Origin of the sequence: Novosphingobium sp., assembly GCF_027531025.1 — a bacterium.
GTDB lineage: Bacteria > Pseudomonadota > Alphaproteobacteria > Sphingomonadales > Sphingomonadaceae > Novosphingobium.
This window is the reverse complement of sequence record NZ_JAPZQX010000003.1, coordinates 16941-37212: the sequence shown is the minus strand read 5'-3', so window position 1 is coordinate 37212 and position 20272 is coordinate 16941. Positions and strand designations below refer to the sequence as shown.

The following is a 20272-nucleotide window of genomic DNA, read 5'->3' as shown; positions in this document are numbered from 1 at the left end:
CGGAAACATCAGTGTAGGAACACTCTATCATGGCATCCACTGCCAACCCGACCCGCGACGATTTCGCGGCTCTCCTTGATGAATCGCTCGGCGGCGCCGCCGACGGCGGCTTTGAAGGCCGCGTGGTCAAGGGCACCATCACTGCCATCGAAGGCGACAAGGCTGTCATCGACGTCGGCCTGAAGAGCGAAGGCCGCGTGCCGCTGCGCGAATTCGCCATGCCCGGCCAGCCCCACGGGCTGAGCGTCGGTGACGAAGTCGAAGTCTTCGTCGACCGCGTCGAAAACGCCGATGGCGAAGCCATGCTCAGCCGCGACCGCGCCCGCCGCGAAGCCGCCTGGGACAAGCTCGAAGACGAATTCGGCGAAGGCAAGCGCGTTGAAGGCGTGATCTTCGGCCGCGTGAAGGGCGGCTTCACCGTCGACCTGAACGGCGCCGTGGCCTTCCTGCCCGGCTCGCAGGTCGATATCCGCCCGGTCCGCGACGTGCAGCCGCTGATGGACGTGCCGCAGCCGTTCCAGATCCTGAAGATGGACCGCCGCCGCGGCAACATCGTCGTCTCGCGCCGCGCCGTGCTGGAAGAAACCCGCGCCGAACAGCGTTCGGGCCTGATCCAGAACCTCGCCGAAGGCCAGATCATCGACGGCGTTGTGAAGAACATCACCGACTATGGCGCCTTCGTCGACCTGGGCGGCATCGACGGCCTGCTCCACGTCACCGACATGAGCTACAAGCGGGTCAACCACCCGAACGAAGTCATCAATATCGGTGACACCGTGAAGGTCCAGATCATCCGCATCAACCAGGACACCCAGCGCATCAGCCTGGGCATGAAGCAGCTGGAAAGCGATCCGTGGGAAGGCGTTGCCGCCAAGTACCCGGTTGGCGCCAAGCTGCGCGGCACCGTCACCAACATCACCGAATACGGGGCCTTCGTGGAGCTGGAAGCCGGGATCGAGGGCCTGGTCCACGTTTCGGAAATGTCCTGGACCAAGAAGAACGTACACCCCGGCAAGATCGTCTCGACCTCGCAGGAAGTCGACGTGCTGGTGCTGGAAGTCGATTCGGACAAGCGCCGCATCTCGCTCGGCCTCAAGCAGGCCCAGCAGAACCCCTGGGAAGCCTTCGCCGAAAAGCACCCGGTCGGTTCGACCGTGGAAGGCGAAGTCAAGAACGCCACCGAGTTCGGCCTGTTCATCGGCCTCGATGGCGACGTCGACGGCATGGTCCACATGTCGGACATCGCCTGGGGCATCTCGGGCGAAGACGCGCTGGCGCTGCATCGCAAGGGCGAGCAGGTTTCGGCCGTCGTGCTTGACGTCGATGTCGAGAAGGAGCGCATCTCGCTCGGCATGAAGCAGCTTGAAAAGGGTGCTCCGGCCGCTGGCGTTGCCGCTGCCTCGTCGGGCCTCAAGAAGAACGAAGTCGTCACCGTCACCGTGCTCGAAGTGCGCGACGGCGGCCTCGAAGTGCAGGCTGGCGATGATGGGGCCACCGGCTTCATCAAGCGTTCGGACCTGGGCCGGGACCGCGACGAACAGCGTCCCGACCGCTTCCAGGTCGGCCAGAAGCTGGACGCCATGGTCATCGGCTTCGATCGTTCGAAGAAGCCGAACTTCTCGGTCAAGGCCCGCCAGCTGGCCGAAGAGAAGGAAGCCGTGGAACAGTACGGTTCGTCGGATGCCGGCGCTTCGCTGGGCGACATCCTCGGCGCCGCCCTGAAGGCCAAGAAGGACTAAGCCCCCTTCGCAAGCCTCAGGCTAACCAACAAAGGCCCGTCCGGAGCGATCCGGGCGGGCTTTTGCTTTGGCAGGAACCGGCTAAGGTGCGGGCAGGAGAGTCCCCATGCTTGAAATCCACCAGTTCCCCTGCCTGTCCGACAATTACGGCTACCTCGTCCACGATCCCGAAAGCGGCGAGACCGTGTGCATCGATACGCCCGATGCCGAAGCCTACCTGCGCGAGGCGGGGCACCGGGAATGGCAGATCACCCAGATCTGGAACACGCACTGGCACCCCGATCATGCCGGCGGTAACGCCGCGATCAAGGACGCGACCCATTGCACCGATACCGCCCCGGCCGAGGTTGAGCGGATCGCCGTGCCGGACCGGGTGGTGGCCCATGGCGATACGGTCAGGCTGGGCGGCTACACGGCGCAGGTGATTGACGTTTCGGGGCACACCAATGGCCATGTCGCCTTCTTCCTGCCCGAAGCGGGCGTGGCCTTTGTCGGCGATGCGGTCTTCGCGCTGGGCTGCGGACGGATGTTCGAAGGCCAGCCGGACCAGTTCTGGGCCAGCCTGCAGCGGGTCAAGGCCCTGCCTCCCGAAACGCTGCTCTATTGCGCGCACGAATACACGGCATCCAATGCCCGTTTCGCGCTGCATGCCGATCCCGACAATGCCGCCCTGGCCGACTATGCCGAACATATCGCCAAGGCCCGCGCCGAAGGGCGGCCCACGGTGCCGACGCCGCTGTCGCGCGAGCTGGCTACCAATCCCTTCCTGCGCGCTGACGATCCGGCCCTGCAGGCGCGCTGGGGTGGTGCCACCCCGGCCGAGACCTTCGCCGCGCTGCGCGCCGCCAAGGACACGTTCTGACAGCCATGCGGGCGCTCCAGGTCCAGACCCTCTCGCCCGACCTGTCCGGCTGCGCGCTGGTCGATCTGCCGATCCCGCCGCGCGGCGCGGGCGAAGTGCTGGTGCGGGTGCGCGCCGCCTCGCTCAACTTCCCCGACCTGCTGATGACGCGGGGCGAATACCAGTTCAAGCCGGAGCTGCCCTTCGTGGCCGGGCTGGAGTTCGCCGGCGAAGTGGTGGAGGCCGATGCCGACAGCGGCTTTGCCCTCGGCGATCCGGTCTATGGCGGCAACAAGACCGGCGGCTTTGCCGAATATGCCGTGGTCCCGGCCCGCGCGCTGAGCCACATGCCCCACGGGATCGGCTTTCCCGCCGCCGCCGCGCTGGGGGCGGCCTATGGCACGGCCTATACCGCGCTGGTCGAGATTGGTGGCCTCAAGGCCGGGCAATGGGTGCTGATCCACGGTGCCAGCGGCGGCGTGGGCCTGGCGGCGGTGGAACTGGCCAAGCGGCTGGGCGCCCACGTGATCGCCACCACCGGATCGCCCGACAAGATCGAGCGGCTGAAAGCGGCGAGCGATGCCGATGCCGTGATCCTGGCCGAGGGCCGGTTCCGCGAGGCGGTAGCAGAACTGACCCACGGCGCGCTCTGCGATCTGGTCTACGATCCCGTCGGCGGCGACGTGTTCGATGAAAGCACGCGCTGCGTGGCCTTTGGCGGCAAGCTGCTGGTGATCGGTTTCGCCGGGGGCCGGATCGCCGACATCTCGACCAACATTCCGCTGATCAAGGGCTTCTCGGTGGTGGGCGTGCGCGCCGGCGAATATGCCCGCCGCTTCCCCGAACGCGGCAAGGCAATCCGCGAGGCCGTGGCGACCCTGGCCGCCGATGGCCGGCTCAACCCCCATATCGACCGCGTGGTGCCGCTGGCCAACTGGCGCGAGGCCTACGTGGCCATGGCGGCACGCGGGATCGTGGGCAAGGTCGTGCTGGAGCCCTGACCCAAACGAAAAGGGCGACCACCTGGGTCGCCCTTTGCAGTTCCATTCCGGCAAACCGGGATCAGATGCTGGAGATCGCCTCGTCCACCAGGCCCTTGTCGGCCTTGGCGTTGTGGTTGGCGGCGATCAGCTGGCGGGCGGCCTGGGTCGCCGCATTGGCGGCCTTAGCGCGCAGTTCGGCCACGGCACCGCGTTCGGCGGCGGCGATCTTGTCTTCCGCCATCTTCTCGCGGCGCTTGATCAGGGCCTTGGTATCGGCTTCGGCCTTGGCGACGATCGCTTCGGCTTCATGCTGGGCATGCTCGATCATGGCCGCCGCGTCCTTTTCGGCCCCGGCGATCTTGTCGGCATATTCCTGGCGCAGGGCTTCGGCTTCGGCGCGCAGCGCCTTGGCTTCATCCAGCTGCTTGCGGATTTCGGCGATCTGCGAATCGAGCCCACCGGCGATCATGCCGGGGACCTTCTTCCAGATCGCGATCAGCAGCAGCGTGGTCATGGCCAGGGCCACCCAGGTGACCGGGCCCATGCCAAGCGCTTCTGGCGCGGCGTGAGCGGCGCCGTGTTCACCCGCTTCGGCGGCAAGCAGCATCAGGTTAGCCATTGAGCGCTTCCTTCACCGCGGCATTGGCGGCCTTGGCATCGACCGAGAGACCGGCGACGCGGGTCACGATGTCACCGGCGGCTTCGGCGGCAACCTTTTCGATTTCCTTCAGCGCGCCGCTGCGCGCTTCGGCAATCTTCGCCTCGGCCTCGGCCAGCTTGGCCTCGATCTTGGCGTTCGCCTTGGCGAGGCGGGTTTCGCTGGCCTTGGCCGCTTCGGCCTTGGCCTTGGCGACCACGGCCTGGGCTTCGGCCCGCTGGCGGTTCGATTCGACCCGCCAGGCCTCTTCCTCGGCATTGGCCGCAGCCCGCGCCGCTTCCGCAGCAGCCAGGTCCTTGGCGATCTGCTGATCGCGCGCTTCAACGGTCGCCATGACCTTGGGCACCATGCCCCGGCCGATAACGAAGAAGATGAAACCGAAGAACACCAGCATCCAGAAGATCTGGCTGGACCAGGTTTCGGCAAGTTGCGCGATTTGAGGCATCGGGGCTTCCGCAATTTTTCCGGCCGGCCCCGCCCGCAAGGGCAGGAACCAGCCGGTCAGTCAGTCAATCGTAAGTCTTAGGCGACGAAGATCAGGATCATCGCGACGACGAACGAGAGCAGGCCGAGAAGTTCCGCGGCGGCGAAGCCGATGAACAGGCGGCCCTGCTGGCCGTCAGCCGCGCCCGGGTTGCGCAGCGCGCTTTCCAGGAACGAACCGAAGACGTTGCCCACGCCGATGGCGGCCATGCCGGCGCCGATGGCAGCGAGACCAGCACCGATCAGCTTGGCGCTTGCAGGTTCCATGTCGATAACTCCTTTGGTCGAAAATTCGGGTTGATGGGGTACTTAGTGCAGGTTTTCAGCGTCGTTGAGATACAGCGAAGTCAACAGCGCAAAGACGTAGGCCTGGATCCCGGCAACCAGGAGTTCCAGCGCACAGATCGCGATCATCAGCACGAAGCTGAGCACCGAGACCACCGGGCCGATGCCGAGGCCGGCATTGATCCCGTTGATGACAAAGCCCGACAGCACTTCCAGCAGGACGTGCCCGGCCATCATGGCCACGAACAGTCGCAGGCCAAGGCTGAACGGTCGGACAAGGAAGGACACCAGCTCGATCGCGAAGATAAGCGGGATCATCACCAGCGGCGTGCCGTGCGGCACGAACAGCGAGAAGAAGTGCAGCTTGTGCTTCCAGAAGCCGACGATCAGCACGATCGCGAAGCTCATCACCGCCAGCACGCCGGTGGCGGTGAAGTGGCTGGTGAAGGTGAAGGGATGCGCGCCGACCAGGCCCAGCGGCACCAGGCCGAGGAGGTTGGCGAAGAGGATGAACATGAACAGCGAGAAGATGTAGGGCACATACTTCTTGCCGGCCGGGCCGATATTGGCGGCCAGCAGGTTGTCGATGAAGCCGGTGAAGCCTTCGACCGCCATCTGCCAGCGACCGGGCACCAGTTCGCGCTTCATGCCGCCGGCGACGAAGACCAGCAGGGCGACGGCAGCAATGGCCATCCACAGCGACGAGTTGGTGAAGGCGATGTTATAGCCCGCGATCTGCCAGTGTTCGGTCCCGAACATCGGCTGGATCGTGAACTGGTGCATCGGATCGACTTTCGCCGCTTCGGCCACGCCAGGTACCCTTCTTGCTCAATTCATGTGCGACCGGCCCCCAAACGCCTTCCCGTGGGGAATGACTATTCAGGAGGCCGGGACGAAATCCGGATGATGTTTCTGAAGGCAACGACGATCCCGAGGGCCATCACCGCCAACAGGCCCCAGGGAGCGGTTCCGGCAAACTGGTCAATGACCCAGCCGATAAACGCGCCACCGCCGATTCCCCCGATGAGCTCGGCCAGGACGCGGTTGCCAAGGCGGTAATTCGCATCGGCTTCCGTCCCCAGCACCGGCTTGCTGCGCTGTTCTTCCCGCTCGCGTGCGGCCTTGAGCCGCGCTTCGAGCGCGTCAATCCGCGCATCGTCACCAATGGGGTCTCGGGCAGGCGGCTCGTCGTTCATGCCAGTCTCCTTTCGGGGAGCTTTGGACACGGGCAACGGCTGCCCGCCGAGGGCGCCGCCCCCTTAGGTTGGGGCCGGTCCAGAGTCAACCGCCGCCGGAAGCGGTTTGAACGGCTCCGGCGGCGATGAATGTCAGCGGACGCGGCGGTCCGGACGGATCAGGGGCAGCGGGGATCGCGCTGGGGGGCGCCAGCCCCGCGGGTGAGCCACGAGCGGCCATCGGGCGCCTGGTACTTTTCCCCCGGCGCGGTGCGGCTGATCGCCTCGCACCCGGCGGTGAAGGCATATTCCTCGATCGTCACACCATTGGCCTCGGCCCGCTGGGCGTAGACATCGCGGCGCTTGATGTTGATATCGTCGGCCAGGCGGCGAACTTCGCTGCTGGGCGACACCGGGAAGCCGAGATAGCCATCGACCTTTTCCCCCACGGCCCCGCTGGAGCGCGCGGCAGCATAGGCCGGATCGCGCTGCTGGGCCGAAGCCGGGGCGACCAGCACCAGCGCGGCGAGCGCAGCCCAGCCGACGTTGGCGAGGCTGCTGCGTTCGAAGCGGGTAGCGAAGTGGGTCATCGTTCAGGTCCTTCAGAAAATGTCCGGATTGTCCTCGATCGTGTTCCCGGCATCGGCCGCGAGACGATAGACAACCTCCTGCTTGATGTTGATGTTCAGCTCGATGACGATCGGCTTGTCGGGCGCATTGATCGAAATGCATCCGGCCAGCATCATCGTTCCGCCAATCAGCATCACACCTTTCATCAAGGCGGCTCGGCCCTTGCCGATCCGCCGCAACCTCCGGTTCCCTGGCGCACTCCCCTGCATGGGCAGGCTTGTTGCAGCCGGGGCGCGGTTGGTCAATTGCTGGGCTGTCATGGCACCTTCCTGCTGTCTGGAGGCTGAATATCGGGGGGCAGCGGCGCGGGCGGCGCCGGCTGCTGGATCGGGCGGCCCTGGGCATCGATCAGCCCCAGCGCGCGCGGATCGCGCACCGCGCCGGGATCGTAGAGCGAGCGGAACGAGTTCAGCATGCGCTGGAACGGCGCACGAATGTTGATGTTGAAGCGGATCGGCAAGCGACCGACCTGGCGGGTGATGAAATTGCGCCTGGCCCCTTCACCCTGGGTCACCCCGTCGATCCGCACCTGGGTAAAGATGTCGCCATCCAGTTCGCCGCCCAGGCCGATTTCCATCCGCTTGAAATCAAGCGAGCGGAGCGACTGGAAAGCGAAATTGGCCATGGCTCCCATGTCCTTGTAAGTCAGCGCGCCAATGTAGGAGACATTGCCGCCCGGCGCGCGCGAGGTAAGCAGGCCGTTCTCGATCCGCCCGCCATTCTCGTCGAACACCAGCGGCAGTTCGCCATCGAACACCCCCTTGGCGGCGATGTTCGACATGTCGAGCTGCTGGACGAACTGCGCGGCATCGGCGCCCACCACCTTCAGCGTGAAGCGCCGCTCATCGACCGCACCCAGCTTCATCCGGGTGGGCAGCAAGAACAGCTCGCCATCGACAAAGGGCCATTCCGCGCCATTGACTACCAGCACGCCATCGGGCTCCATTTGGAAGCTGAGCTGGCCGTCAAAGACCTCGATCCCCGGATTGATCGAGGCGATCTTCAACCGCTGGTCTGGCGCGGTGACCAGACCAATGAGGTCGGTGAACGCGACCGTGCCGCTCACCCCTTCGACCGGGCCGAACTCGGCCGCGAAATCGAACTTGTCGGTGGTGAAGTTGCCGGTCGAGGTGACCTGGTCCGGCGTCCAGTCGACCCGTCCCCCGCCACGCAACGTCCCTTCCGCATTGGCGATCACACCCAGGGCCAAATAGGTCAGCGTATCGGGCTGCAGCTGCTGGTCGAACCGCAGGTCGCGCACCGGCAGGTCGGCATGGCCGCGCCCGCTGCCAAGATCGTGGACGATACTCGCTTCGGTAATCACCCGGTCGGAGCGCGGTTCACGCAGCGCGGCGAGGGCGGCGATGCGGTTGTCGACCAGGGTCAGCGTGGCATCGCGGGCCACCAGCGGTCGGAACCGGTCATCGAGCTGGCGGTCCTCCAGCCGGAATGCCCCCTCGCCGAGCGCCAGCTGACCATTGGCGAAGCGCCAGGTGCCGCCAGCATTGAGGATGTCGAGCGGCACGGCCGCAAGTTTTGCATCGGCTCCGGTGAACGTACCGACTGCCTCGCGGCCCAGCTTCGCATCCAGCGCGGCAATCGTGAAGCGGTTGGGATCGGTCCGATCGCCCAGCTCTACCGCGATCTGCCGCGCCACCAGACTGCCCGGCCATGCCAGACCCACCGCGCCGCTGGTCAGCCGGATCGGCGTATCACCCAGTCGCCCCGAGAGCGCCAGTGCCGGTACCCCGGCGGCGACACGCAGGCCGCCCCGGTCCGTCGAGACGATTGCCCCGCCGCGCGCCGGGCACAGCCGCAGGCTGCGCGCATCGAGCGAGAGACTGGCCAGGGTCAGCGCCTGGAACCGCGCTTCGGTGCATTGCCGCCACAGCGCGAGGCCGCGCCGCGCCGACCAGGTGCCATCGAGCGGCACGGCCAGATCGCTGACCCGCCCGCCCGGGAATGCGCCCGAGAGCCGGGCCTTGCCGGACAGGCCGATCGCGCCATCGGCGCGGCGTACGATCACCAGCTGCGGCAGGGCCACGGCCGCATCCCGCGCCCGGTATTCGGGCATGAACAGCCGCGCCTCGATCGCCCCGCCGGGACGGCGCTCGACCTGGCCGGACAGGCGTGGCAGCCCCGCCCCGCCAGTGCGGACATTGCCCGAAAGGCGCAGGCCCGCCTGCCCGCCCAGCGCCAGTTGCCCGCGCGAGAGAACCAGCAGGCTCTGCCCGCTGCTGCCGGTCAGTTCGGCGGTGGGCACGATCAGGCTGGTCAACTCGCCGCTGCGGCGCAGGGTGTAGCTGGCTTCAAGTTTGCTGTTCGCGCCTTCGCGCTGCAGCCTGGCGCGCAACTGGGCCAGCAAGGGCGCGCCCAGAGTGTCTGCGGCGGCGCGCTCCAGCCCGGCGAGCGTGCGATCCAGCGCGGCTCCTGGCCGGATGGCCTGCCCGGTAAGCGTCCCTTCGCCTTCCAGCCGGGCGAGGCCCGCGCCGCCGCGCGCCACGCCCTCGATCGTCAGATCGCGCGCGGCGACCTCGCCAGTCAAGCCATTGGCCGTCAGGCGATAGCGCGCGATCAGCCCCGCCTGGCGCCAGGTCAGGTCGAGATCGCCGCCAAGGCGCGCGGCCTTCTGCGCGGAGAAGTCCAGCGGCCCGCCCGCCAGCTTGCCGGTACCGCGCGCGCTGGCGAATGCGGCATCGGCGGTCAGATCGACGGTCAGTGTGCTCGCGCCAAGCGTCAGGCCGGGACAGGCCAGGGCGGCGAGGCGCAAGGGGCCCTTGAAGCTGGGCTTGCCATCGGCCGAGGTCACCGCGCCAAAGGCACTGGCTCCGTCGATCCGGCACTCACCCAGGCGCAGCTGCGGCCCGGCCACTGCCAGTTGCCCGACAAAGCCATCGCGTAGGTTGCCGCGCCCGGTCGCCTTCAGGCCCAGCGGCCCAAGGTCCGTGTCGATCCGCGCGCGCCCGTCATCCAGTCGCAGGTCGAGGTCCGGCAGGCCGGGCGGTGCCGCGCCGGGCGCGAAGATTGCCTTGTCGAGGGTGCCGAAGGTCAGCCTGCCTTCGCGGAACGAGCCATAGAGCCGGGGCCGGACCAACCGGACCGAGCCGATCGTCGGCAGGCCGAAGGTGGGCTTGATCGTGATTTCCACCCGCTCGGCGGTAAGATCGGGCTTGGCCGGATCGCCCAGCACCACGTTGGTCAAGACCTGGGTCAGCGGGCCAACTTGTTCGAGCTTGTAGGTGGCTGGCAGCTGGTATTGCTCCAGCTGGCCGCCAATCACCCGGTGGGCCAGCTTCTCGCGCTGCCACCAGACCAGCGTCAGCGCCATGCCGAGCAGCACCAGCACCACGGCCACGCCCCGCCGCCAGCGCCGCCGCCGCGGTGCCGGGGCAGCTTCCGCCGCGCTTTCGGATGGTTCGACCTCTGCTTCGGCCATGGTTCCTGCCATGGTTCTTGCTTGCGCGCTCGCGCCGCGAAAGGCAATGCAGCATTGGCGAAGGGAGCAAGCGTGGCCGACGAAACGCCTAAAGATCAACATCATGGTACCGGTCACCGCGCGCGGCTGCGCAACCGGTTGCTGGGCGGCGGGACCGAGGCGCTGGCCGATCACGAGGTGATCGAGTACCTGCTGATGACCGCGATCCCGCGCAAGGACGTGAAGCCGCTGGCCAAGAGCCTGCTGGCCCGGTTCGGTGGTCTGGCGGGCGTATTCAACGCCGATTGGCGGGCGCTGGCGCTGCATCCCGGCATGGGCGAAACCAGTGCGGCGGCGCTGAAGATCGTGGCGCTTTCCGCCCGCCGCCTCGCCCGGGCCGAAGTGGCGGAACAGCCGGTCCTGGCCAGCTGGCAGGCGCTGATCGATTACCTGACGATCGACATGGCGCACCTCACTCACGAGCGGGTGCGGGTACTTTATCTCGATACGCGCAACCGGCTGATCCTCGATCACCTGGAAAGCGAAGGCGCGCTGGACGAAGCGGCGATCCATCCCCGCAACGTGGTCAAGCGGGCGCTCGATATCGGGGCGGCGGCGCTGATCCTGGTCCACAACCACCCCTCCGGCTCACCCGAGCCGAGCCGCGCAGATATTCAAATTACCAATCGCATCGCCGAAGCGGGGCGGCTACTTGGCATCGTGGTTCACGACCACGTGATCATCGGCCGTCATGGCCATACCAGTCTGCGCGCCAAGGGACTTGTCTGAGACGATGAGCGAGAACACGCCGGCCCCGCCCATGCTGCAGGGCATCAAGGTGGTGGACCTGACCACCGTGGTCTTCGGCCCCTATTGCACCCAGATTCTCGCCGATCTGGGGGCCGAGGTGATCAAGGTGGAAACGCCGGGCACGGGCGATGCCCTGCGCTGGGCCGCCAAGGCACCGGTCACGCCCGGCATGTCGCCGGCCTTCTTCGGCTTCAACCACGGCAAGCGCTCGATCGCGCTGGACCTGAAGGGTGAAGCCGATGCCGCCGTGATGCGCGCCCTGCTGGCCGAAGCGGACCTGTTCGTGGTCAACGTGCGGGGCAAGGCGCTGGACCGGCTGGGGCTGGATTACGAAGCGGTGCGGGCGATCCGGCCCGACATCGTCTATGTCCATTGCGTCGGGTTCGGGCAGGATGGCCCCTATGCCGATCTGCAGGCCTATGATGACGTGATCCAGGCCGCCAGCGGCGCGGCCAGCCTGTTGCCGCGCGTCGATGGCAACCCGCGCCCGCGCTATCTTCCCTCGCTGATCGCCGACAAGGTCGCGGGGCTCCATGCCGCCTATGCATCGCTGGCGGCCCTGTTCCACCGCCAGCGCACCGGTGAAGGCCAGCGGGTCGAGGTACCGATGCTGGAAGCCTTTTCCAGCTTCATGCTGAACGAGCACCTCGGCGGGCAGACCTTCGATCCGCCGGTCGGCCCGGTCGGCTACCAGCGCCAGCTCGATCCCGATCGCCAGCCCTTTCCCACGGCGGACGGCCACGTCTCGATCGTCGCCTATACCTATGATTCGTGGGACCGGATCTTTGCGCTGCTGGACGATCCCGATTTCCTGAACGACCCGCGCTTCGAAGGCGGGGGAGCGCGCGTGGCTAACATGGCGGCGATGTATCACCGCATCGCCGAACTGACCCCGCAGCTGACCACGGCCGAACTGATCGCACGCTGCCAGGCAGCCCAGATTCCAGCCCAGCCGGTGCGCGATATCGGGGCCATGCTGGACGATCCGCACCTGGCCGCCACCGGCTTTTTCCGCCGCCGTGAGCATCCCAGCGAGGGCACCTATCACGAGATCGGCGCGCCGGTGCGCTTTGGCGCCTTGCCCACGGCCGAGCGCAGCCCCCCGCCGCTGCTCGACCAGGATGGCGCCGCGATCCGGGCCGAACTGGCCGGGAAGCAGGACTAGGTCATGTGCGTTGCGGCCATCGCGTGGAAAGCGCACCCGCGCTGGCGGCTGGTGGTCGTGGCCAACCGCGACGAGTTCCATGAACGACCCACTGCGCCCCTCGCCCGCTGGGACAACGGCACGATCGCTGGGCGCGATCTGGAAGCTGGCGGCACCTGGCTGGGGCTGAACGCGGTGGGCCGATTTGCCCTCGTCACCAATTTCCGCCTGCCGGGCTTTCCGCGCCCGGGCCTGGCCTCACGCGGGGGGCTGGTGGTGGACTGGCTGGCCGGCGCGAAAGATCCGCAAGGCGCTGCGATGAACCCCTTTCACCTGCTGCGCGTCAGCCCGGACGGTGCCAGCCATCTGACCAACCAGCCCGAACCGCTGGTCCAGTCGCTGGCACCCGGTTTCCACGGTGTCTCGAACGGCCATTTCGACCAGCCCTGGCCCAAGACCCAGCGGCTCAGCGCCGCGCTGGCCGCCTGGATCGAAGGGGGCGAACCGAACGATCCGGCAGACTTGTTCGCCGCGTTGGCGGACGAAACCCTGCTACCGGCAGAGCCCGATAGCGAAGGGCCCGACGCGCCGTTCAGCCCCGTGTTCATCCGCAACCCGGCCTATGGCACGCGCTGTTCCACCGTTGTGCTGGTGGATGCCCAAGGCGCAGGCACGATCATCGAACGCCGCTTCGGCCCCGATGGTGAGGCGACCGGGGAAACGGCGATCGGGTTCACCTGGCCCTAGGCGAAGTGCAGGCGGCGGTATTTGCCCCGGAAGTACAGCAGCGGATCGCGGCGCGGTTCGAACTGGGCGCGGACCACTTCTCCCACCAGGATGAAGTGATCCCCGCCATCGTGAACCGCGTGGCGCTTGCATTCGAAAGCGCCCAGCGCCCCGTCGATCAGCGGCATGCCGGTTTCGCCCGGCGTCCAGGCGGTGGCGGCAAAGCGATCCTCGCCCTTGCCGGCAAAGCGGTTGGACGTGGCCTGCTGGCTGACCTGGAGCATGTTGACCGCAAAATGCTCCGCCTCGCGCAGGACCGGGGCGGACCCGGCGCTGTTGGCCACGCAGACCAGCAGCAGCGGCGGATCGAGCGAGAGCGAGGTAAAGCTGTTAGCGGTGAGGCCGATCGGCGTGCCATTGGCATCGCGCGAGGTGATGATGGTGATGCCGGTGGCAAAGCAGCCCATGGCATCACGCAGGGTGCGCGCATCCGACCCGGCGCGGAATTCATGCGCGGCGCGCGGCTGCTTGCGCTCCAGGAAATCGAGCAGGTGGGCCAGGAACGCCTCGGTCCGGTCGGTCACGACCAGGAGGTCGGCATCGGCCACATCGACGCTTTCAACATTGGGCAGCGCGGCATCGAAGGCGGCGCTGGCGGGCGAGCGCTCGATCCATGACAGGCCGCCCCGCACCACCAGGGTCGGGAGGTTGAGCTTCGGGGCGGATTCAGCCAACCGCGCTTCCAGATCATCAAGGTCGATCTGGCCCAGCACGCGTTCGTCCCACAGCTTCTGATCATGGCCGCGCAGCGCGGCAAGGCGCTCGGCAATCGCCTTGGCGAGGCCCGGATCGCGGCGCGCCGGCATGTCGACCAGCACCAGCCCGGCCGCCAGGTTGGCCGCATCGGTCGCCAGCGCAACGGTCGCGATCCAGCCGCTGCTGGTCGAGGTGACGACGACCGGCCGGGTGCCCAGCTGGGCCAGGACGGCGCGCAAGTCCTCGATATGGGCTTCAAGATCATAGCGCCCGCTTTCGGGCCACTCGCTGCCGCCGTGCCCCCGCAGGTCCAGTGAGACCACGCGCCGCCCGGCCTGGACCAGGGCTTCGGCCACGGTCTGCCATTCCCCGCGGGTCTGCCCCGCCCCATGGACCAGCAGGATGGTGGGATCGTGCTCGTCACCCAAAGCCTCGGCCTCAAGGCGGACGCCGCCGAAACCCTTGAAAGTAAGAACGGTCATTACTGGTCCTCATCGGGATTGGAGCGGCCCTGCCAGCGCGGCGGGCGCTTTTCGGCGAAGGCGCGCGGGCCTTCGCTGGCATCGGCGCTGGTGCGCCAGGCGGCAAAGGCGGGGTAATCGGCCTGGGCGGCCATGGCGGCGGCGAGGCCCGGTTCCTCCAGCCCGCGCACGACCGTCTCCTTGGAAGCGCGGATCGCCATGGGCGAGCAGCGCAGGATCTCGGCGCACCAGCGCTGGGTGGTGGCGGCGAGATCGGCATCGGGCACGACCTCGTTGATGAAGCCCAGGCGCAGGCCCTCGGCGGCCGACACACGCTTGCCGGTCAGGATCAGGCCCAGCGCCTCCTTCATGCCGATCTGGCGCGGCAGGCGGTGCAGCCCGCCGCCCAGCGCCACGGCCCCGACCAGGGGTTCGGGCAAGGCAAAGCTGGCGCTCTCCGCGGCGATGATGATGTCGCAGGCGAGCGCCAGCTCGAAGCCGCCGCCCATCGCCACGCCATTGACCGCCGCGATGAACGGCTTGGGGCAATCGAACCGTTCGATCAGGCCGGCATAGCCGTGGGCAGGATAGGGCCGGTGTCCGCCTGCGGCCACGGCCTTGAGGTCAGACCCGGCGCAGAACCCCCGCCCTTCGCCCGTGATGACGCAGATCTCCTGCGCCGGATCGGTGGCAAAGGCGTTGAAGGCGGCCTCCAGCTCGTCATGCATATCGGGCGTGATGGCGTTGAGCGAAGCCGGGCGCGCCAGGGTGACCGTGGTCACGCCGCCCGCAATGTCGATCCGAATGTTTTCCATATCCGCTCCGATGCCGCACCAGCGCCCGACGGGCAAGGCGATGCGTCTCATTATCGTCTGTCCAGCGTTGGACATATGCCCGCAATGATCGACAAGAGCAATCGCCTGTGGCTATCCCTGCGGCAACAAGAGGAGCTTCAGCAATGACCGCAGTCCCCCAGTTCGACCTGACCGGCCGCGTCGCCCTGGTAACCGGAGCCTCATCGGGCTTTGGCGCGCATTTCTCGCGCCTGCTGGCCGCCGCCGGGGCTGCCGTGGTGATGGGCGCGCGCCGCGCCGACCGGCTCGCCGCGCTGGAAGCCGAGATCCGGGCCGCGGGCGGCAAGGCGCTGGCCGTCTCGCTCGACGTGGCCGACGAGGCGGCGACGATCGCGGCTTATGATGCGGCCGAGGCAGCCTTTGGCACGGTCGATACGATCGTGGCCAATGCCGGGATCGCCGATGACCAGCTGGCCATCAAGGTGGACATGGATTCGTTCGACCGGGTGATCGCCACAAACCTGCGCGGGCCCTTCCTGACCGTGCGCGAAGGGGCCCGGCGGCTGATGGCGGCGGGCAGCGCGGAACGGGAGAATGGCCGGGTGGTGATCATCGGCTCGATCACCTCGAAAAAGGCCTTCACGGGTTCCACCCCCTATTCGGCGACCAAGGCCGGGGTCACGCACATGGCCCGGCTGATGGCCCGCGAATGGGCGCGCAAGGGGATCAACGTAAACGTGATCGAACCGGGTTACTTCCCGACCGAGATCACCGGCGAGCTGATCGAGAGCGACATGGGCGATGCATTGCTGCGCACCTTCCCCCGCCGCCGCTGGTGCGAGATTCCGGCGATGGACGTGCCGCTGCTGTACCTGTGCAGCGATCATTCGCGCTATGTGACGGGCAGCACGATCACCGTCGACGACGGCCAGCTGCTCTAGATTTTCGCCAGAGCCGCGAAGACCGGCTGGGCCCATTCCTGCCGACAAATCAGCAGGTCGGGCAGATAGGGATCAGCCCGGTTATAGACCAGCGGGCTGCCATCCAGCCGCGAGACGTGCAGGCCATGCGCGGCGGCGACGGCGGCGGGGGCGCAATTGTCCCACTCATACTGCCCGCCGCTGTGCAGATAGATTTCGGCCTGACCCAGCACCACGGCCATGGCCTTGGCCCCGGCGCTGCCCATCGGCACCAGTTCGGCGCCCAGCATCTCGGCTACTTTCACGGCTTCGTGGGCTGGCCGCGTGCGGCTGACCAGCAGGCGCGGCGGGTTGCGCCCTTCGGCCAGGGCGATCGGCGCGCCGCTGGACAGGGTAACGCACTGCCCCGGCAGCGCCACTGCGCCAACGCTGGCCACGCCATCGATGGAGAGGCCGACATGGACCGCCCAGTCGCCCCGGTTCTCGCCAAATTCGCGGGTGCCATCGAGCGGATCGACGATCCAGACGCGCGAATGGGCCAGCCGCTCGGCGTTGTCCTTTTCCTCCTCGGACAGCAGGGCATCGTCTGGCCGCTCGCGCCGCAGCGCCTCGACCAGCAGGGTATTGGCCAGCCGGTCCCCCTCGGCCCCGATCTTCAGGCCCAGCTCGGCCCGGTCGAGGCCCAGCAGTAGCTGCCCGGCCTGGGTCGCAAGCAGGGTGGCAAGTTCGGCATCGGTCATGGTCGGGCTGGTCATTTCAGGGGCAGGATCGCGCGGATGATCGCATCGGCCGCCTCATCGACGGTCATTTCCACCGTGTTCACGCGGATCTCCGGATGTTCGGGCGCCTCATAGGGGCTGTCGACCCCGGTGAAGTTCTTGAGTGCCCCGCTGCGGGCCTTCTTGTATAGCCCCTTCACGTCGCGCGCCTCGGCCACTTCGAGCGGCGTGTCGACGAAGATCTCGATGAACTCGCCCTCCGGCAGCATGGCGCGGACCATGTCGCGTTCGGCGCGGAACGGGCTGATGAAGGCGGTCAGCACGATCAGCCCGGCATCGGCCATCAGCCTGGCCACTTCACCCACGCGACGGATGTTCTCGATCCGGTCGGCCTCGGTAAAGCCGAGGTCCTTGTTGAGGCCATGGCGAACGTTGTCACCATCCAGCAGGAAGGTGTGGCGGTTCATCAGGTTGAGCCGCTTTTCGACCGCGTTGGCGATGGTCGACTTGCCCGAACCCGACAGGCCGGTGAACCACAGCACGCGCGGCTTCTGGTTCTTCAGCGCGGCATGATCCTCACGCGTGATGTCGGTCGGCTGCCAATGAACGTTCTGCGCTCGGCGCAGGCTGAAATTGAGCATCCCCGCCGCAACCGTGCGGTTGGTCAGCTTGTCGATCAGGATGAACCCGCCCAGCGCCTTGCTCTGGGCATAGGGTTCGAACACAATCGGCTTGTCGGTCGACAGTTCGGCCACGCCGATGGCGTTGAGGTCGAGCGTCTTGGCCGCCAGCCGATCGAGCGTGTTGACATTGATCGCATATTTGGGCGGCTGGACCGTGGCCGAAACACTCTGCGTCCCCAGCTTCAGCCAGTAACCGCGCCCCGGGATCAGCGGCTGGTCATCCATCCAGACCAGCGTCGCCTCGAACTGGTCGGCCACTTCGGGCGGCGCATCGGCCGCCGCGATCACGTCGCCGCGCGAACAGTCGATCTCGTCGGCAAAGGTCAGAGTGACGGATTCGCCCGCCACGGCCTGTTCGAGATCGCCGCCCAGCGTCACCACTCGGCTGACCGTGGTGGTGCGGCCCGAAGGCAGCACCCGCACTGCATCGCCCGGCTTGACCGTGCCACTGGCGATCTGCCCGGCGAAACCCCGGAAATCGAGGTTCGGGCGGTTGACCCATTGCACCGGCAACCGCAGCGGCGCGGCCTGTTGCTCCGCCCGGTCAAGCGAGACGGTTTCAAGGTGATCGATCAGGACCGGCCCCGCGTACCACGGCGTATTGGCCGAGAGCGCGGTGATATTGTCGCCCTTGAAGCCCGAAATCGGGATCGCGGTGAAGTCGGCAATGCCGATCGAGCGGGCAAACTCGGCATAGTCGGCCACGATCTCGTCAAACCGGTCCTGGCTGTAATCGACCAGGTCCAGCTTGTTCACCGCCAGCACGAAGTGGCGGATGCCGAGCAGGTGGCAGAGGTAGGAGTGGCGCCGGGTCTGGACCAGCACGCCCTTGCGCGCATCGATCAGGATCACGGCCAGGTCCGCCGTGCTTGCGCCGGTCACCATGTTGCGGGTGTACTGCTCATGCCCGGGGCAATCGGCGACGATGAACTTGCGCTTCTCGGTGGTGAAAAAGCGATAGGCAACATCGATGGTGATGCCCTGCTCGCGCTCGGCGGCCAGGCCATCGACCAGCAGGGCAAAGTCGATCTCCTGCCCCTGCGTGCCGACCCGCTTGGAATCCGCTTCGAGCGCGGAAAGCTGGTCGTCGAAGATCATCTTCGAATCGTAGAGCAGCCGGCCGATCAGGGTGGACTTGCCATCATCGACCGAACCGCAGGTGATGAACCGCAGGAGGTCCTTGTCGCGGTGGCTGGCGAGATAGCCTTCGATATCCTCGGCGATCTGGGCTTCGGGGGTATAGGCCGGACGGGTCATCAGAAATACCCCTCCTGCTTCTTCTTCTCCATCGAAGCATCGCCCGCGTCCTTGTCGATCACCCGGCCCTGCCGTTCGGAGGTGGTGGTGAGCAGCGTTTCGCGGATCACGTCGGTCAGGGTGGCCGCTTCGCTTTCGACCGCCCCGGTCAGCGGGAAGCAGCCAAGCGTGCGGAAGCGGATCGAGCGCTTCGTGGTTTCGAGTTTGCGGCCCAGCACGCGTTCCAGCCGCTCAAGGTCATCGGCCATGAACAGCTGCCCGTCCCATACATAGGTCGGGCGCGGTGCGGCGAAATAGAGCGGGACGATCTCGATCTCCTCCTGCTGGATGTATTGCCAGATATCGAGCTCGGTCCAGTTGGAGATCGGAAAGACGCGAATCCCTTCACCCTTATGCTTGCGGGCGTTGTAGAGGTTCCACAGCTCGGGCCGCTGGTTCTTGGGGTCCCAGCCGTGGCTGGCGCTGCGGAAGGAGAAGATCCGTTCCTTGGCCCGGCTCTTTTCCTCGTCGCGCCGCGCCCCACCAAAGGCCGCGTCGAAGCCATAGTGATCGAGCGCCTGCTTCAGGCCCTCGGTCTTCCACATGTCGGTGTGCAGCGGGCCATGGTCGAAGGGGTTGATCCCGCGCTCTTTCGCCTCTGGATTCTGCCAGACGTGCAGTTCCATACCGGCTTCGTCGGCCGCCTTCTGGCGCAGCGCGTACATGTCCTGGAACTTCCAGGTGGTATCGACATGGAGCAGCGGGAACGGCGGCGGCGCGGGATAGAAGGCCTTCTTCGCGAGATGGAGCATCACCGCGGAATCCTTGCCGATCGAATAGAGCATCACCGGTCGCTCGGCCTCGGCCACGACTTCGCGCATGATGTGGATCGCCTCGGCCTCAAGCCGGTCGAGGTGGGTCAGGGTCCTGGTCATGCCTGCTCCCCTGTCAGAGCCGCTGGCGGCGGGCAACGAAGTTCGTCTTTGCCCCCGCCTAACGCCATTTGCCAGCCTGGTTGCATGGCGCTCCACAACCGGGCAGGCTGCGGCCAAACAGACCAATCGGGGGAGAGCGATGGATCCGCTGTTCGATTTCACGGGCAAGGTGGTGCTGGTCACCGGGGGCAGCCGGGGCCTGGGCTACCGCATGGTCAAGGCCTTTGCGGAGCGCGGGGCCGATGTCATCGTGGCCAGCCGCAAGCTGGAAAACTGTGAGGCGGTCGCCGCCGAATGCCGCGCGCTGGGCCGCCGGGCCCTGCCCTTTGCCATGCACGCCGGGCGCTGGGCCGATTGCGATGCGCTGGTCGAAGCCGCCTATGCCGAGTTCGGGCGGATCGACGTGCTGATCAACAATGCCGGGATGAGCCCGCCCTGCCCCAGCCACGAAATGCCCGAAAGCCTGTTCGATTCGGTGCTCAACCTCAATTTCAAGGGACCATTCCGGCTGGCCAGCCAGGTCGCACACCGGATGAGCCAGGGCGAAGGCGGCTGCATCATCAATGTCAGCTCGACCGCCTCGCTCCACCCCGCACCGGCGGTCGTGCCCTACAGCGGGGCCAAGGCGGCGATCAACGCGATGACCGTTTCGATGGCCCGCGAATATGCGCCCAGGGTGCGGATCAACACGATCGTTCCCGGCCCCTTCCTGACCGACATTGCCGAGGCCTGGGCGCCCGAAAAGCGCGAAAAGCAGCCCGTCGCCATGGGGCGGCCCGGCTATCCGGAGGAAATCGTCACCGCGGCGCTGATGCTGGCCAGCCCGGCCAGTTCCTATACCACCGGGGCCATGATCCGCGTCGACGGGGGGCAATGAGG

Annotated in this window: 21 protein-coding genes; 8 read left to right on the top strand and 13 right to left on the bottom strand. The window is 66.9% G+C overall.

The genetic code is table 11. From position 1 onward, the window contains the following. The first annotated feature begins 29 nt into the window (after positions 1 to 29). From rpsA to O9281_RS03210, 3 genes are all read left to right on the top strand, one after another. Positions 30 to 1739, top strand: a complete 1710-nt coding sequence (gene rpsA, locus O9281_RS03220) for a 30S ribosomal protein S1 (protein WP_298182668.1) — start codon at positions 30 to 32, stop codon at positions 1737 to 1739. Positions 1740 to 1845: 106 nt separating this feature from the next. Continuing rightward, positions 1846 to 2601 carry a hydroxyacylglutathione hydrolase gene (gene gloB / locus O9281_RS03215; RefSeq protein WP_298182666.1) on the top strand — a complete coding sequence of 252 codons (756 nt, stop codon included), beginning with the start codon at positions 1846 to 1848 and terminating at the stop codon, positions 2599 to 2601. A 5-nt stretch (positions 2602 to 2606) separates the two neighbouring features. Next, positions 2607 to 3581, top strand: coding sequence for an NADPH:quinone oxidoreductase family protein (locus O9281_RS03210; protein ID WP_298182664.1), 975 nt, complete (start codon positions 2607 to 2609; stop codon positions 3579 to 3581). 61 nt (positions 3582 to 3642) lie between these two features. On the opposite strand, the gene O9281_RS03205 is transcribed toward O9281_RS03210, so the two are convergent. From O9281_RS03205 to O9281_RS03170, 8 genes are all read right to left on the bottom strand, one after another. Then, positions 3643 to 4182: a hypothetical protein gene (locus O9281_RS03205; RefSeq protein WP_298182663.1), complete on the bottom strand. Its 540-nt coding sequence runs from the start codon at positions 4180 to 4182 to the stop codon at positions 3643 to 3645. Then, the gene (locus O9281_RS03200; protein ID WP_298182662.1) at positions 4175 to 4666 is read right to left on the bottom strand and encodes an ATPase; all 492 of its coding nucleotides are present in this window, start codon (positions 4664 to 4666) and stop codon (positions 4175 to 4177) included. The genes O9281_RS03205 and O9281_RS03200 overlap by 8 nt, the downstream gene beginning before the upstream one ends. A gap of 77 nt (positions 4667 to 4743) precedes the next feature. Continuing rightward, complete coding sequence (locus O9281_RS03195) at positions 4744 to 4971, bottom strand: F0F1 ATP synthase subunit C (RefSeq protein ID WP_054122335.1); 228 nt, start codon at positions 4969 to 4971, stop codon at positions 4744 to 4746. 42 nt (positions 4972 to 5013) lie between these two features. Further along, a complete protein-coding gene (locus tag O9281_RS03190) occupies positions 5014 to 5799 on the bottom strand; it encodes a F0F1 ATP synthase subunit A (protein ID WP_298182661.1) in 786 nt (261 codons plus the stop codon). A 65-nt stretch (positions 5800 to 5864) separates the two neighbouring features. Further along, entirely contained in the window at positions 5865 to 6185 is a 321-nt protein-coding gene (locus O9281_RS03185; protein ID WP_298182659.1) for an AtpZ/AtpI family protein, read from the bottom strand. 158 nt (positions 6186 to 6343) lie between these two features. Continuing rightward, positions 6344 to 6754, bottom strand: a complete 411-nt coding sequence (locus O9281_RS03180; protein WP_298182658.1) for a YdbL family protein — start codon at positions 6752 to 6754, stop codon at positions 6344 to 6346. A 12-nt stretch (positions 6755 to 6766) separates the two neighbouring features. Continuing rightward, positions 6767 to 7039 carry a YnbE family lipoprotein gene (locus tag O9281_RS03175; protein ID WP_298182657.1) on the bottom strand — a complete coding sequence of 91 codons (273 nt, stop codon included), beginning with the start codon at positions 7037 to 7039 and terminating at the stop codon, positions 6767 to 6769. A gap of 11 nt (positions 7040 to 7050) precedes the next feature. Then, entirely contained in the window at positions 7051 to 10242 is a 3192-nt protein-coding gene (locus tag O9281_RS03170; protein WP_298182656.1) for a YdbH domain-containing protein, read from the bottom strand. Positions 10243 to 10302: 60 nt separating this feature from the next. Between O9281_RS03170 and radC the strand changes: the two genes are divergently transcribed. The 3 genes from radC to O9281_RS03155 are packed head-to-tail and all read left to right on the top strand — an operon-like array spanning position 10303 to position 12910. Continuing rightward, entirely contained in the window at positions 10303 to 10998 is a 696-nt protein-coding gene (radC, locus tag O9281_RS03165) for a DNA repair protein RadC (protein ID WP_363321444.1), read from the top strand. Between the two features lie 4 nt (positions 10999 to 11002). Further along, a complete protein-coding gene (locus O9281_RS03160; protein WP_298182654.1) occupies positions 11003 to 12184 on the top strand; it encodes a CoA transferase in 1182 nt (393 codons plus the stop codon). Positions 12185 to 12187: 3 nt separating this feature from the next. Further along, positions 12188 to 12910: an NRDE family protein gene (locus O9281_RS03155; protein WP_298182653.1), complete on the top strand. Its 723-nt coding sequence runs from the start codon at positions 12188 to 12190 to the stop codon at positions 12908 to 12910. On the opposite strand, the gene O9281_RS03150 is transcribed toward O9281_RS03155, so the two are convergent. Together O9281_RS03150 and O9281_RS03145 are read right to left on the bottom strand one after the other, a co-directional pair. Next, the gene (locus O9281_RS03150; RefSeq protein WP_298182652.1) at positions 12907 to 14127 is read right to left on the bottom strand and encodes an alpha/beta fold hydrolase; all 1221 of its coding nucleotides are present in this window, start codon (positions 14125 to 14127) and stop codon (positions 12907 to 12909) included. The two genes, O9281_RS03155 and O9281_RS03150, sit on opposite strands and share 4 nt — an antisense overlap. Next, a complete protein-coding gene (locus O9281_RS03145) occupies positions 14127 to 14921 on the bottom strand; it encodes an enoyl-CoA hydratase-related protein (protein WP_298182650.1) in 795 nt (264 codons plus the stop codon). Before O9281_RS03145 ends, O9281_RS03150 begins: the two co-directional genes overlap by 1 nt. 143 nt (positions 14922 to 15064) lie before the next feature. Between O9281_RS03145 and O9281_RS03140 the strand changes: the two genes are divergently transcribed. Next, positions 15065 to 15841 (top strand): SDR family NAD(P)-dependent oxidoreductase, encoded by a 777-nt coding sequence (locus O9281_RS03140; RefSeq protein ID WP_298182648.1) that lies wholly within the window; start codon positions 15065 to 15067, stop codon positions 15839 to 15841. On the opposite strand, the gene O9281_RS03135 is transcribed toward O9281_RS03140, so the two are convergent. Genes O9281_RS03135 through cysD form a run of 3 tightly spaced genes read right to left on the bottom strand, consistent with a single transcriptional unit; the run spans position 15838 to position 19393 of the window. Next, positions 15838 to 16575, bottom strand: coding sequence for a 3'(2'),5'-bisphosphate nucleotidase CysQ (locus O9281_RS03135; protein ID WP_298182646.1), 738 nt, complete (start codon positions 16573 to 16575; stop codon positions 15838 to 15840). The genes O9281_RS03140 and O9281_RS03135 overlap by 4 nt on opposite strands. Then, a complete protein-coding gene (gene cysN / locus O9281_RS03130; RefSeq protein WP_298182644.1) occupies positions 16572 to 18479 on the bottom strand; it encodes a sulfate adenylyltransferase subunit CysN in 1908 nt (635 codons plus the stop codon). Before cysN ends, O9281_RS03135 begins: the two co-directional genes overlap by 4 nt. Next, positions 18479 to 19393, bottom strand: coding sequence for a sulfate adenylyltransferase subunit CysD (gene cysD / locus O9281_RS03125; protein WP_298182642.1), 915 nt, complete (start codon positions 19391 to 19393; stop codon positions 18479 to 18481). Before cysD ends, cysN begins: the two co-directional genes overlap by 1 nt. Positions 19394 to 19532: 139 nt before the next feature. Between cysD and O9281_RS03120 the strand changes: the two genes are divergently transcribed. Then, the gene (locus tag O9281_RS03120) at positions 19533 to 20270 is read left to right on the top strand and encodes an SDR family NAD(P)-dependent oxidoreductase (RefSeq protein WP_298182640.1); all 738 of its coding nucleotides are present in this window, start codon (positions 19533 to 19535) and stop codon (positions 20268 to 20270) included. The last annotated feature ends 2 nt before the right edge of the window (positions 20271 to 20272 follow it).